A 14097-nucleotide genomic window follows, 5' to 3' on the forward strand; every position below is an offset into this window, starting at 1 on the left:
GACCCGGGTGTGGATGGTACTTTGGAGATATGAGCACTTGCCAGACTTTCCGGTCGGAGACTTAAAAATTCCGATAAGAGGTTACGGACGACGGGCCTTATAAGTGGATCGTCTAGTGGTGGCGCCGATTAAAACAGTTCCGCCCCCGGCTTTGCTCAAAGTAGCAAAGCAGCTTTATCTCGGGTTGCGGAGGATTTTCTGGAAAAACGCAATTTTGCAGGAGAGAACATATGGCCATCATCAAGCCGCATGTGAACAAAAATAGGACAACCTCGCCGATAGAGAGACCGGAGTCTCTCATGGAGGAAATGAGCGGCAGTCATCCGCCGAGTGGTTTTACAAACCTGGATCTCGCTATGATCGAGTTGGAGGACTTTGTCCATCGGTGCCCGCTCCCAGAAGACAATCTTGCTGGTCAGAAGGAGTGAGACGATGGATCCGTCTAGCAATAGGAATGTCTATGTGGGTCGCGGTCACAACATCGAAAATCGTGATGACACTGACACCAGGCGTCTGAAGAAGCCGAATATCAGTTCCAACACCATCTCCGATATTCAGATGACGAATGGCGAAGACGTACAATCAGGGAGCCCTACCCGAACGGAAGTTTTAAGCCCACGTCTGGATTATGGATCGGTCGATTCCTCCTCCAGCCTTTATTCTGGCAGCGAGCACGGAAATCAAGCTGAGATTCAAAAAGAGCTGTCCGTCTTGTTCTCGCACATGTCTTTGCCAGGCAACGATCGTCGTCCGGACGAATACATTCTCGTGCGTCAAACGGGACAAGATGCTTTTACTGGTATTGCCAAAGGCAACCTCGACCAAATGCCCACCAAGGCGGAATTTAACGCGTGCTGCCGTCTCTACAGGGACGGCGCCGGTAATTACTACCCGCCACCTCTCGCATTCGACAAGATTAGCGTTCCAGAGCAACTGGAGGAAAAATGGGGGATGATGGAGGCGAAGGAACGTAACAAACTGCGGTTTCAGTACAAGTTGGACGTATGGAATCATGCGCACGCTGATATGGGGATCACGGGCACAGAGATCTTTTATCAAACAGATAAGAACATAAAGCTCGACCGGAATTATAAACTAAGACCTGAAGACCGATACGTACAAACAGAAAAATACGGGCGCCGGGAAATTCAAAAGCGATATCAACACGAACTCCAGGCTGGTTCGCTGCTGCCCGATATTATGATCAAAACTCCCCAAAATGACATCCACTTCGTGTACAGGTTTGCCGGCGACAATTACGCCAACAAACAGTTCAGCGAGTTTGAAAACACCGTCAAGCGCAGGTATGGGGACGAGACTGAGATCAAATTGAAGTCAAAGTCAGGCATTATGCATGACTCGAAATATCTGGAATCCTGGGAACGGGGCAGTGCGGATATTCGCTTCGCGGAATTCGTTGGGGAAAATAGAGCTCACAATCGGCAGTTTCCAACTGCGACAGTAAATATGGGACAGCAGCCAGACGGGCAGGGCGGTTTGACCCGCGACCGTCATGTGAGCGTTGACTTCCTAATGCAAAGCGCACCCAGTTCGCCTTGGGCGCAAGCTTTGAAAAAGGGAGAACTGTGGGATCGCGTTCAGTTGCTTGCTCGCGACGGCAACCGCTATCTGTCGCCGCCCAGATTGGAATATTCTGACCCTGCACATTTCACCGAGTTGATGAACCGGGTTGGTTTACCCGCATCGATGGGTCGGCAAAGCCATGCGGCTAGTATCAAATTCGAAAAGTTTGACGCGCAGGCAGCGGTTATTGTCTTAAATGGCCCAGAGTTACGTGACATTCATGACTTGTCTCCTGAAAAACTGCAAAATTTATCCACCAAAGATGTCATCGTCGCCGATCGCAATGAGAATGGTCAGAGAACTGGCACGTACACCAGCGTCTCGGAATATGAGCGCTTGCAGTTAAGGCTGCCAGCCGATGCAGCGGGGGTGCTTGGTGAAGCAACTGACAAATATTCACGTGATTTCGTTCGGCCAGAGCCGGCGTCGCGTCCAATCAGTGACAGCCGCAGGATATACGAAAGTCGACCGCGTAGCCAAAGCGTCAACAGCTTTTGACGTTCCTGCTGCCGCGTCAATGAGGACGCTCGTTTGACCCGGGTTTGCCAATGAAAGGGCTCAATCATGGTGAGCACTACAAAGAAAAGTTTTGCGAAGTCGTTTACGGCAGATATGCGCCGTTCTGCTCAGCGCGTTGTCGAGCAAATGCGAAAAGCATTGACTACCGAAGAAGAGGCGCTCAAGCGGCAAGCCAGACTGGAGAGTCCCGATAGGAAGCGAAAGTATGCTGCTGATATGGCGATAGTCGACAAACTCGACGTAGGGTTTCGAGGCGAAATAGGCTATAAAATTCTTGGAAATAACCGGCTTCGAGTAGACAACCAAAAAGAATTAACGCGTGAGCACGGTAGACTTCGCAAAACCAAAACGGTTCTGAAGCGTAACCCGGTGACGCAGGAAGTCTATTTGGGTTTATATGAAAGGAAGTCCTGGTTAAGTGTCAGCAGCCATTTGTATGCTGCGGACGGCACACTCCGCATGAAGCACGTGAAATACAAAGACGGACGTTTTGAGGAAAAATGGGAGCGCGACGAAAATGGCGACCTGATCCGCACACGGTACGCCAACCGTGGCAGGCTCTTTCAACCTGTATCCGAGAAAATGGGCGCGCCGTATCGGAGCGGCCCTGACGACCGGCTCTATCGCGATCTAACCCGTCGAAACGGTTTCAGAAGGGAGACATTCGAACGGGACGATCACGGAAACCTCGAGCGTATCGGCAGCAACCATGTCGGCTTTTCCAAGATTTCAGTGAAGGCAGACAATCGTCAAACCTCCCAGACGAAGATACAAAAACTTGGTGGCGCTTTCAACAAATCCTTTAGGTCCCTCCTGGACAAGGAGGGCAATGAAATGGGCCGCGATATTTTGAGCCATCGACGGCTCTATAACAAGCGGTCTGCTGTCTACGATGAAGCTACCGGACAATTGAAGAGTGCCAAGCATACCTTCGGCAAGATCTACAGGAGCGAAACCGAATATCTCAGCGCGGGCCTCAAGAAGGTTTCAAAAAAGATACTCGGGGTGACGGTCTACCGGAAATTTGCGACGCTCAGCGAGCGAGAATCCGAGGCTGAGAGACTGCGTAGTTTTGAATCCGGTGCGCATCGCCAGATCTGGCAGGAGCGGGCAGCGATTCCCGGTTCGCCCCGCCCGGAGACTGATGACATTCATTTCGCACAGCAGTCGCACCTAGCCAAAGCCAACCCTGACCACGTCGAAGATGACGTCACGCGTGTGACAGATCAACATATTGATGTTGCTGGACAAACATCATCGTCTCCCCAACGGAACTTGGAAGGACGGTTAGATTCTCAATCACGATACAAGCCAGCAAACATGCTGTTGTCAGATCCAGACCTTCAAGCGAACGGACCTCGCCCATACGAAGGGTTAGCTCATCTCACCCTCCGGCGCGATAATGAATCTGACGGGCACAAGGAGAATGATCAGCGGCTGCGACATTTCTCCCAGCCAGAGCCGTTGGTGTTACCGCATCCCGGGTCGCCGGAATTAACTAAGGTGTTTGGCTCGCGGGGAGAGCCGTTACACCCGAGTGGAAATCTGCACACGGCGGTTGGAGAAACGGCTTGCGAAGCACCGGTGATGTCTTCATCCTTGGACAATCATCAGCCAGCTCCAGGACAGCAAGAACTTTTGAGTTTCCTTCATAATGCGCCAGCCCCAGTTTCTGTGGCAATACATGATGAACAAGAGCGACTTGCGGGGGAGGCGCCCGGCGGCTCTTTCAGAGGTAGCTCAGGGCGAACGAGTTCAATGTCGGAGAGTATCTTCGACGAAGATGTACAAGGGCATTTGGTACGGGATTATTCGATCAATACAACTAACGGGTTTATTGACCCGCAATCGTTGCTCGGTGAACCGGACTTATCGAGAGGTCCAAAATCGGGGCCAGAAATTCCATCGGAAGATTACCATTTGTCAGCTTCGGAACAGGAAAATTTGCTGAATCAATTGCTTAGTGTGCCACTGCCGGTTCCTTCACCGAAGCCCGAATGCGCGAGGTCTATGATTTTCGAAGGTTCACGTTCAAGAGAGCGTTCCACCTCCAGAGGGTTCTAAGGTGGAACGCGTCTAGGCTTGCCTATCATCACCACTTCATGATGGTCGCGGAGACCTTCGAAGAGATATCCGACATCATTGGAGAAGCTGGGCCGGAAACTGGGCTTCTTCTTGACACCGGACACGCCGCGGCAGCCGGATTCGACTACGCGAAGCTCATCGAGCGGTTCGGTGACCGCATCGTTCATATTCATCTGAAGGACGTTCGCAAGGCAATCCGCGCTGAGGTCCAGTCAAAGGATCTCCCATCGGTTGACGAAAAGACATGATTTTCGTTAAGCGCGTCGCAGGGCAAGGCCGCAATCGCCCGCAGCAAAGGGCCGGCAATTGAGGTTGGCCCCGCTACCCCCTATCAGATTGTCGCCGACATCATCAGACGAGATTGGCAAAAGCTGCAGCTGGTATGCTGCTATGCGGCAAATCAAGACGGTGGTCGATCGTCTCGAGCGGTTGAGTGCGGCGGCCATAGCGAGCCAGACCAACTTTTTGTCGAACTGTTCGCAGAAGATGGGCCGCCCGCAGGGAACTGCATCGCACCAGAACCGACGCGACCATCAAGTCTGCTCGCGGACCGCTGAGGTGCAGGTCAGCGGGCCGACGCAGATATCGGCTTTGAACGTTGGCTCCCGCAGACGGGGCTCGCGGGGTCGTCGCAAAGACTTCTCTGTACGTATTCGTGATGAGATGATTTGTCTCTGTATGCAGATTGCGATGCGGGGATCAAACTGAAATCCCCCGGAAGCACAATGGGCCTGCATCAGGATGATCGCGGCTCGATCGGAAACACAAGCAGTGTCGAGGTTGCGGACGCACAGAGCCGGCCATCCGAGTCGACTAGCCGCGCTTCGGAGAAGGCAACCCGTCGACCAAGTGACACAATCTTTCCTTCAGCCCGGACCTTCCCGCTGCTCTCACTCAAGGCGCGATGATACGCCACTTTCAATTCAAGCGTCGTATAGCCCTGGCCTGCCGGAAGGACCGAATGCACGGCGCAGCCACAGGCGCTGTCGAGTAGTGTCGCGGCATAGCCGCCATGCACCGAGCCGATCGGATTGAAGACCTTGCGTGACGGCGATCCTTCGAACACCACCCGTCCGCGCTCGAGTTCGACAAGAGCAAACTCCAGCGTCTCACCGATCGGCGGCTGAATACCGGCCTGCATGAGGGCCGCCAATTGGTCGTGACCGTCGAGGCCGTGGTTGCTTTCAAGGATGTTCATGCCGCACGCCTTTTCTGCGCGGGGTCGGCGCGTTGGGCGTCTTTTTTTCGTAGATCCACACCCGCGTCTCGGACAGGACCTCGTCCGACAGTGTGGAATCATCAATCGACCGGGCGAGGATGAGCGCACCAACCATCGCAGACCAGCTGCCGATGGCAGCTCTACGGCGTTTGACAGGATCAACACCCGGTATCATCTCGGTCAGAGTGTCAATCTGCGCGGCTAGAACCTGCGCCATCGAAGCGCGTGCCTCTGGAGCCTGTTGCCGCATGAAACCCGCGAGAGCGGCCATGGGGCAACCCATATCCGCATGCTCACGATGGGGTTTCGAGAGATAGGTGTCGATCCAGGCGCTGAGATCGCCGATCCCTGATTGACTGCCTGCGGCATGCGCGATGGTTTGGGCGACCAGATCGTCCTTCGATCGGAAATGCCCGTAAAAGCCGCCGTGGGTCATGCCGGCGGCGTTCATCACTTCGGCGACGCTTACCGCATCGAAACCCTTCTCGCGGAACAGGCGTCCCGCTTCGGTCAGGATGCGGCCGCGGTTTTGAGCCTTTTGTTCCGGACTCACTTTCATCTGCATGGTTCTCCAACCGGTCTTGACATTTTGATGATGCCTATCATATTTAGCATCATTGATGACGATCATCATGAATATAGTTTCGATGCCGCGAAAGGGCAATAGCATGACCGCCAAACCATCCGTCCTCATTACCGGCGCCTCTACCGGTATCGGCGCAGGCTACGCCGAGCGCTTCGCGCAGCGCGGCCACGACCTGGTCCTTGTCGCGCGCAACACGTCGCGTATGGAGACCCTGGCCGAACGACTGCGGGCCGAGAGCGGCTGGTGACGCTCAACACGACCGCTCTGGTGCGCCTTGCGCACGCCATTGCTCCGCGTCTTGCGCAAGCTGGGGAAGGTTCGATCATCAATATCGGCTCGGTAGTTGGCCTGGCGCCGGAGTTCGGTATGGCCGTTTATGGCGCAACAAAGGCCTTCGCGCTTCACCTGTCGCAGGCCCTCAACCTGCAGCTCGGACCGCAGGGCGTCTATGTCCAGGCGGTGCTACCTGCCGCCACCCGAACCGAAATCTGGGGCCACGGCGGCGTCGATGTCGATACCTTACAGGCAGTGATGGAAGTGAACGATCTGGTGGATGCCGCGCTCTCAGGTTTCGATCGGCGCGAGGCGGTTACCATACCGCCGCTGCACGATGTCGGCCAATGGGACGCATTCGAGACGGCGCGTCAGGCCATGATCCCGGGCTTTGGACAATCCCGGCCGGCCGGTCGCTATCTCGCGGACGCCTGAGCCCGCTTCCAACCTTCGATAAGAATCTAGATCATAAAACGAGAGACACCGACAATGACAGATACAGACCTCTTCAGCGCCTACGACCTTGGCGGCCTCACCCTGGCCAACCGCGTCGTCATGGCGCCGCTGACGCGCAACCGCGCCGACGCGGGGCTCGTGCCCAGCCAGTTTGCGGCGGACTATTATGCCCAGCGCGCGAGCGCCGGGCTCATCATCACCGAGGCAACGCAGGTCTCCCGGCAGGCCCAGGGCTACCAGAATACGCCCGGCCTCTACACGCCGGAGCAGATCGCGGGCTGGCGCAAGGTAACAGACGCGGTCCATGCCAAGGGCGGCCGTATATTCGTCCAGCTTTGGCATGTCGGTCGCGTCAGCCATGTCGACCTTCACGGTGGTGAAGCTCCGGTTGCGCCGTCAGCAGTCCGCGCCGAGACCAAGACCTTTGTGAACAATGGCTTTGCCGATGTATCCGAGCCGCGTGCGCTGGCGCTCGACGAAATCCCGACGATCGTCGAGGATTTCCGCAAGGCCGCTGCCAACGCGATCGAAGCCGGGTTCGATGGTGTCGAGGTGCATGGCGCGAATGGCTATCTGCTTGACCAGTTCCTGCGGGAAACCGCAAACGTCAGGACCGATGCCTACGGTGGTTCGATCGAAAACCGTGCCCGGCTGCTGCTCGAAGTGACGGCTGCGGTTGCAGGCGAGATCGGCACACAGCGCACGGGCGTTCGCCTCTCGCCGGTGTCGCCGGCCAGCGGCATCGTGCCGGCAGGCGACGAGCAGCCGCAATTCAACCACGTCGTCGAAGCGCTGGACGGACTGGGCATCGCCTATATCCACGTTGTGGAGGGCGCTACCGGCGGCCCTCGCGATGCGACGCCGTTTGATTTCGACGCGCTGCGGCAGCGCTTCAGCAAAACCTACATCGCCAACAACGGTTATGACCTTGAGCTGGCGAAGTTTCGCGTCAGCGAGGGCAAGGCCGATCTGATCGCCTTCGGCCATCACTTCATCGCCAATCCCGATCTGGTCGAGCGCCTGCAAGGCGGCGATCCGCTTGCCCAGATGAATCCAGCGACAATCTATGGTGGCGGTGCGGAAGGCTATACAGACTATCCCACCGCTCGCGTATCCACTCACGCCTGATCGGGAGGAACAGCATCATGAAGGCCTTCATCCTCGACCGCTACGGAAAAAAACAGGCGCTGCGTTACGGCGACATGCCCGATCCTGTGCCCGGACCCGACGACGTGGTGGTCGAGGTTGAGGCAGCCGGTCTCAACCAGCTCGACTCCAAGATTCGCGACGGCGCGTTCAAGCCGATCCTCCCCTACAAGCCGCCGCTTGTGCTCGGCCATGACCTGGCCGGCTCCGTCATCAAGATCGGTGCAAACGTACGGCGCTTCAAAGTCGGTGACGCGGTCTACGCTCGCCCCCGTGACGGGCAGATCGGCGCTTTTGCCGAGCGCATAGCGATCAAGGAGAGCGATTTGGCGCCAAAACCAGCGAGCCTGTCGATGGCCGAAGCCGCGTCCATCCCGCTGGTTGGCCTCACGGCCTGGCAAGCGTTGGTGGAGCGCGCGCAGATCAAGCCGGGACAGAAAGTGCTGATCCATGCCGGGTCGGGTGGGGTCGGCACGTTCGCGATCCAGCTCGCCAAACATCTTGGGGCGATCGTCGCGACGACGGCGAGCGCCGCCAACGCCGCGATGCTAAAGGAACTGGGAGCGGATGTCGTCATCGACTATCGCAGCGAGAAGTTCGAGGAAAAGCTGTCAGGCTACGACGTCGTCCTCAACAGTCTCGACGCCACGACCCTGGAAAAATCTCTGAAGGTTCTGAAGCCCGGCGGCAAGCTGATCTCGATCTCCGGTCCGCCCGATCCTGCCTTCGCACGCGCCCAGGGCCTCAATGCGGTGCTTCGGCTAGTGCTGCGCCTCTTAAGTTCGGGCATCCGCCGCAAGGCGAAGCGCGCGGGCGTCGACTATTCATTTCTGTTCATGCGCGCCGACGGAAGACAGCTCGCGCAGATCACGCAATTCATCGAAGACGGCACGATTCGTCCGGTGGTGGATCGCACGTTCGCGTTCGAGAAGCTGAACGAAGCCTTCGCCTACATCGACACCGGTCGCGCCAAAGGAAAGGTCGTCGTCACGCTCAAGTGACGCGATATCTCGAAACAAGGATCGCAATATGAATCGCAACCCGCACAATGCAGACTGGAAGGCAACACCAACTGAACACGTTGAGGCTGCTGGCACGCGTTTCGCTTATCGCCGGCTCGGGCCTGATGTTGGAGTGCCGATTGTGCTGCTCAATCAATGGGGCGCCAACCTCGGCAATTTCGATCCCAAGATCGTCGAGGGTCTGGCGTCGCTTCGGCCGGTCTATGCGCTCGGCTACCCCGGTGTCGGTAATTCCGGCGACACGGCACCGCTCAGCGTGGCCGAAATGGCCGCCGACACGATCGCCACGATCCAGGCGCTGGGACTGGCGTCTGCCGACCTAATCGGCTTCTTGCTTGGCGGCTTTGTCGCGCAGCAAATCCTCTTCGACGCACCCGATCTCGTCCGTCGAGCCTCCCCTGCCGGCACGGGGCCTGTGGGCGGGACCGGGATCGAGCGGGTTGGGCGGGTTTCGTGGCCGCTCATCGTTAAGGGCTTGCTGGCCCGCCGCGATCCAAAATTCTATCTGTTCTTCACGTCGAGCAGCAAGAGCAGGCAAGCGGCGAAAGCATTCCTCGCACGGCTTAAGGAGCGCACGAGAGATCGCGATAAGGCGGTCTCACTGAAAGCCTTCCTCCGTCAGTTGAAGGCGATCAAGGCCTGGGGCCTCCAGGCACCGCACTCGCTGGACACCATCCGCACGCCTGTCCTCGTGGCGAACGGCGATCACGACATCATGGTGCCGAGCGAGAATTCGTCCGATCTTGCACGCCGCATTCCCGGCGCCGAACTCGTCCTTTATCCCGATGCGGGGCATGGCGGCATCTTCCAGTATCACGACACCTTCCTGACGAAGGCGAAGGCGTTTCTGGCTGGCTGAACGCCAGCACCCCAGACAAGGATATATAGAATGGACTATTCGACGTTCGGCCGGACCGGCCTTCAGCTTTCCAGACTGGCGTTGGGCACAGGCAATTTTGGTACCGGCTGGGGATATGGCGCCGATCCCGAGACAGCGGTCGCCATTCTGGACGCATACGCTGAGGCAGGCGGCAATTTCATCGACTCGGCCGATGTCTATCAGTTCGGCCAGTCGGAAGAGATATTGGGAAAGGCGCTGGAAGGACGGCGGGAGGATTTTGTGCTCGCGACCAAGTTCAGCAGCGGCTCAGCGCCAAATGCCAACCGGCTGGTGACGGGCAACAGCCGCAAGGCCATGGTCGCCTCCGTTGAGGCGAGCCTGCGGCGTCTGAAGACCGACCGGATTGACCTCTACTGGGTGCATCATCCCGATGGCCTGACGCCGATCGAGGAGATCGTGCGCGGCTTGGACGATCTCGCCCGCGCCGGCAAGATCCTCTATGCCGGCCTCTCCAACTTTCCCGCCTGGCGGCTGGCCCGCGCGGCGACGCTGACTGAGCTGACGCGCGCCGTGCCAATCGCCGCTGCACAATTCGAGCATAGCCTTGTGCATCGTGAGCCCGAAGCCGACTTGTTCCCCGCCTGTGACGCTTTGGAGATCGCCACGGTGACGTGGTCGCCCCTGGGCGGCGGCGTGCTGACCGGCAAGTATCGTAAGGGTGAGACCGGGCGCGCCGAAGGCTTTGGGGGCCGCGTTTTCCAGGCGGAGAACACGCCGCTTCGCACGGCCACCGTCGATGCTGTTCTGCAGGTGGCGGAAGAGACTGGCGCCAGTCCCGATCGGGTCGCCATCGCTTGGGCCATGACACATGGCGCAGTGCCAATCATCGGACCGCGATCGCTTGCCCAACTGGAGAGCAATATCGGCGCGGCGGCGCTGACCCTTTCGGCAGAGCAGATCGCGCGCCTCGATGCGGCCAGCGCACCCGCGGGAACGTCGCGCGCGACGACACGCGCCCGTGCCTGACGCTGGAGTTTAAGGCCGGACGCGCGGGAATAACGGTGTTCCTATCTCGGTAGGGAACCTTGGGGGCAAGGATGAAGAAGAGGATACGGCTGCATCAGGTTCGCGTCGGCATGTATATTGAAGAGCTTGAGGGAGGGGTTCTTCCGCTGCCTCATCTTGGGCCTGTTGCGTCTCCCATCGACGTCGACCTTATAATGAACAGTCACGCGATCAGTGTCGTTATAAATACACAGAAAGGGGTGGATGTTGATTCCGTTCACAACGAGGTCCAGCTTGACCTGATTGGTTATGAGTCTGCTCTCGCTTCAAAGTTCAGCGCGCGGCAAATCCGACATGCACAAGACGCCATTCAGGATGCCCGACGCAGTGTGGGCAATGTTTTCGTGGAGGCTAGGGTTCGGGGTGCGCTTCATCTGGACGCGGCTGACAAAGCCGTCGAGAGGATCATGCTGGAGGCAATGACGAACGCAGGTGCGATGATTGCTGTGGCCAAACTCAAGAAGAAGAACGAGGGAACATTCCTGCATTCACTGGCAGTCAGTGCCCTCATGGTCACTTTCGGACGAAACCTCGGGCTGAGCGAGGATGCGGTGCGGATTCTCGGTTTGGGCGGCCTGATTCACGATCTCGGCAAAATGGTGCTGCCAACCGCATTGTTGCGTAAACCCGGAAAGGTGACAGTCGAAGAGATGGATCTCATTCGAACTCATCCGGAACGAGGCTACGAGATGGCGAAACGTATCGCTGGCATGCCCCGGCGTGTTCTCGATATTTGCCTTTACCACCATGAGAAATTCGATGGCAGTGGCTATCCGCACCGGCTGGCCGGGCCAGCAATTCCATACGTTGCACGCATTGCTGCAATCTGTGACGTCTACGACGCACTGACCTCGGTCCGACCGTACAAGCGGGCTTGGTCGCAAGCGGAGGCCATCGAAACGATGATGAGTTCCACCGGCCATTTCGATCCGGATCTTATGAAAGCCTTCGTCTCGAAGATGGTGATCAATGGCACGATCCACTGAGAATGTGCGCCACGCTCGGCAGATGCGGGATTTCGCCCGCGATTGAGCCCTGCCTAGTTTAGGAACGAGGGCTTCGGTTGCGGGTGGGCGCCCCAATCATCTTTGGCAGTTCCCGCACCGGCCTTGTGTCCTGACCGGCTTCGACATTAGCTAATGCCCTAAGCTGAGGCGCTGGCGCTACTCGTACAAGCGAATAGCGCCACCCAGGCCAGACTTGTTAGTGGCGTTCCGCAGAGAGGACGCTGTCACGGACTTTTCGCACGTCGTCCGCCGCGACGGGCGAGGCGTTGTTCGTCCAGCCACTTCGTACAAAGCTTGCCAAATCCGCAACCTCTCCGAAACCGGAACGAACGGCATGGCAGGGCGGTCAAGTATTAACTCGCCTTCGACCACCAGCTTGTCACGATAGTTGAGGCTCTTCGCCGTCTCGGCTGGACCGGGGTGCTCGGGCGAGGGCAGCATAAGCGTTACTTTTTCCCCTCTGTTGATGGGGTCGCCGCGGCGGGCCAATCGTTCGCTGGCTCCTCGACGTCTTCAGCCGGATCGGGTCACGGTCGTAAGCCAAGCGATGTTTTGCAATGACGTCTTGGAGCGTTTCGATCACCGTGACCGTTCGATGGCCCTCATTCGCAAACCGGTCGATAATCTCGGCGACAAGATCATCCAGACGCTTGAACAGTAGTTCGGCATTGTCGGGTCCATTTGTCACGATCTTCGCTCCTCAGATATCGATCCGCCGCTGCTGCCAGTCCTTATATGGCACCAATAGCTGTCCGGGAAATCGCTCTTCGATCGTGATCTCAACCATGGCGATCCTGACAAAGACCTCGCTGCTGTCACGGTCTTTGGAGGGGGTATTTTCGCTTTCGTCTTCGAGCTTTTGCATCAGCGCAAACAGTTCTTCGTCGGTCATCGCGGAAAGTTGGTCTGCAAACTCCGCAGCATCAAAGTCTTGTCCCTCTGCCATTGTCTGTCTGCTCCTCTGTCATCGATGGGTTTGGCGACAACGGACTAATCATCATCCAGTTCAATCCAGGCCGGGGCATGGTCGCTGGTGTGCTCCCAGGCACGCACATGTTTGTCGACACCGCAGGTCTGCAGTCGCTCCCGCAGTGACGGACTGAGAAGAAAATGGTCGATGCGCAGACCGGCATCACGCGCGAAGGCTTTCCGGAAATACTTCCAGAACGTATAGATTCGTTGTTCGGGATGCAGCAGCCTGACGGCGTCCGTCCAGCCTATGGCAATAAACTCGGCATAGGCGGCCCGTACTTACGGCCGAAACAGGGCATCGTCTCGCCAGCGCTCGGGTTTGTAGACGTCGAGATCGGTCGGCATCACATTAAAAGCGCCGACAAGGGCGACGGGCACATCAAGCTCCAACAGCCCCGCGGCATAGGAATGTAGCCGCTCGAACCAGCGGAGTTTGTAGTCAAACTTTGGCCCTGGTGCTGGATTGCCGTTCGGAAGATAAAGGCAGCCGACGATCATGCCATTGATGGTAGCCTCGATTTAACGGCTGTGACTGTCGTCGGGGTCGCCCGGGAGGCCGCGGCTTGTCTCGCGCGGCTCCTATCCCGGACAAGGACCGCAACGCCCTTCCAGCTCTTCTGACCATGCCAGATGGCGCCGTAGCCGGCACGCTCGATTTCCCGGCGGGGAAACTTCTCGTCCGGCGCCTTGAGTTCCTGCAGACAGACGACATCAGGCTGCGCTTCGGCCAGCCACCGCAGCTGCGCTCGCATTCCGGAAGCGGACATTTCCGCCCGAGTTGGTGACGATGGAGCGGACAAGCGAGCTATGGGCGAAAAAGAAAGCTGCGCCCGAGGCGCCGCTGCTGCTTTGATGGCGGCTTCTTCCTGTCGATACCGGAATTCATGCGATGCCAATCACCGAGGCGCGTACGAGACCTTTCGATTAATCACCGAGTAACAGGATAGCTCCATTAGTTCTCGCCCATGGTCACAAGAGAAGTAGGGCTCGTCAAATCACGTGGGACGCCGCCGCAACGGGCGGGGACATCCTCGGACCTAATGGAAGGCTGAACAAACGGCCAAGGTATCGGGACCACGACAAGATCCACATCAGCATCATCATTGTTTGTCGGAGGCGGTCTACGAAGGCGTCCCAATCCCGCTCTCTGTGATGGCGTCCTGGCCGGGTTCCGGATCTTTCATGATCGACCCATAAAGAGGACATCGCGTTGATTTCCCGCTGACCAACGGTTAGCCCTGCACTCGACCGGTGACGTACGTTCCATCACAGCGTCGTCCACCCTCTTGCCGATCAAACGTAAATTCGGGCGCGCATCGGCG

At 57.7% G+C, this 14097-nt stretch carries 12 protein-coding genes and 2 pseudogenes; 10 read left to right on the plus strand and 4 right to left on the minus strand.

Features of this window, described 5'->3' with window-relative positions; all coding sequences use genetic code 11:
* Positions 1–230: 230 nt before the first annotated feature.
* From virE1 to CFBP5499_RS29140, 4 genes are all read left to right on the plus strand, one after another.
* A complete protein-coding gene (gene virE1 / locus CFBP5499_RS29125; RefSeq protein ID WP_080830724.1) occupies positions 231–428 on the plus strand; it encodes a type IV secretion system effector chaperone VirE1 in 198 nt (65 codons plus the stop codon).
* A gap of 4 nt (positions 429–432) precedes the next feature.
* Positions 433–2082 carry a type IV secretion system single-stranded DNA binding effector VirE2 gene (locus tag CFBP5499_RS29130; protein ID WP_080830723.1) on the plus strand — a complete coding sequence of 550 codons (1650 nt, stop codon included), beginning with the start codon at positions 433–435 and terminating at the stop codon, positions 2080–2082.
* Positions 2083–2148: 66 nt separating this feature from the next.
* Positions 2149–4167 (plus strand): virA/G regulated protein, encoded by a 2019-nt coding sequence (locus CFBP5499_RS29135; protein WP_080830722.1) that lies wholly within the window; start codon positions 2149–2151, stop codon positions 4165–4167.
* Positions 4101–4436, plus strand: coding sequence for a TIM barrel protein (locus CFBP5499_RS29140; protein WP_244557737.1), 336 nt, complete (start codon positions 4101–4103; stop codon positions 4434–4436). The genes CFBP5499_RS29135 and CFBP5499_RS29140 overlap by 67 nt, the downstream gene beginning before the upstream one ends.
* A 488-nt stretch (positions 4437–4924) precedes the next feature.
* Here the strand turns inward: CFBP5499_RS29140 and CFBP5499_RS29145 are convergent, their stop codons facing one another.
* Together CFBP5499_RS29145 and CFBP5499_RS29150 are read right to left on the minus strand one after the other, a co-directional pair.
* A complete protein-coding gene (locus tag CFBP5499_RS29145) occupies positions 4925–5386 on the minus strand; it encodes a PaaI family thioesterase (protein WP_012478094.1) in 462 nt (153 codons plus the stop codon).
* Positions 5373–5966 carry a TetR/AcrR family transcriptional regulator gene (locus tag CFBP5499_RS29150; protein WP_080830791.1) on the minus strand — a complete coding sequence of 198 codons (594 nt, stop codon included), beginning with the start codon at positions 5964–5966 and terminating at the stop codon, positions 5373–5375. Before CFBP5499_RS29150 ends, CFBP5499_RS29145 begins: the two co-directional genes overlap by 14 nt.
* Before the next feature lie 109 nt (positions 5967–6075).
* Between CFBP5499_RS29150 and CFBP5499_RS29155 the strand changes: the two are divergent.
* From CFBP5499_RS29155 to CFBP5499_RS29180, 6 genes and pseudogenes are all read left to right on the plus strand, one after another.
* Positions 6076–6701, plus strand: a pseudogene (locus CFBP5499_RS29155) (SDR family NAD(P)-dependent oxidoreductase).
* A gap of 54 nt (positions 6702–6755) precedes the next feature.
* On the plus strand, positions 6756–7850 hold the full coding sequence (locus CFBP5499_RS29160; RefSeq protein WP_080830721.1) for an alkene reductase: 1095 nt from the start codon (positions 6756–6758) through the stop codon (positions 7848–7850).
* Positions 7851–7867: 17 nt separating this feature from the next.
* Positions 7868–8869, plus strand: coding sequence for an NADP-dependent oxidoreductase (locus tag CFBP5499_RS29165; RefSeq protein WP_080830720.1), 1002 nt, complete (start codon positions 7868–7870; stop codon positions 8867–8869).
* A gap of 28 nt (positions 8870–8897) precedes the next feature.
* Positions 8898–9749: an alpha/beta fold hydrolase gene (locus CFBP5499_RS29170; protein ID WP_080830719.1), complete on the plus strand. Its 852-nt coding sequence runs from the start codon at positions 8898–8900 to the stop codon at positions 9747–9749.
* Positions 9750–9779: 30 nt separating this feature from the next.
* Positions 9780–10757 carry an aldo/keto reductase gene (locus CFBP5499_RS29175; protein WP_080830718.1) on the plus strand — a complete coding sequence of 326 codons (978 nt, stop codon included), beginning with the start codon at positions 9780–9782 and terminating at the stop codon, positions 10755–10757.
* Between the two features lie 71 nt (positions 10758–10828).
* Positions 10829–11782: an HD-GYP domain-containing protein gene (locus CFBP5499_RS29180; RefSeq protein WP_080830717.1), complete on the plus strand. Its 954-nt coding sequence runs from the start codon at positions 10829–10831 to the stop codon at positions 11780–11782.
* 721 nt (positions 11783–12503) lie between these two features.
* On the opposite strand, the gene CFBP5499_RS29190 is transcribed toward CFBP5499_RS29180, so the two are convergent.
* Together CFBP5499_RS29190 and xth are read right to left on the minus strand one after the other, a co-directional pair.
* A complete protein-coding gene (locus CFBP5499_RS29190) occupies positions 12504–12749 on the minus strand; it encodes a hypothetical protein (protein WP_080830716.1) in 246 nt (81 codons plus the stop codon).
* Between the two features lie 44 nt (positions 12750–12793).
* Positions 12794–13542 (minus strand): annotated as a pseudogene (gene xth, locus CFBP5499_RS30730) (exodeoxyribonuclease III).
* Between the last annotated feature and the right edge of the window lie 555 nt (positions 13543–14097).

This window comes from Agrobacterium tumefaciens (genome assembly GCF_005221325.1).
Taxonomy (GTDB): Bacteria; Pseudomonadota; Alphaproteobacteria; order Rhizobiales; family Rhizobiaceae; genus Agrobacterium.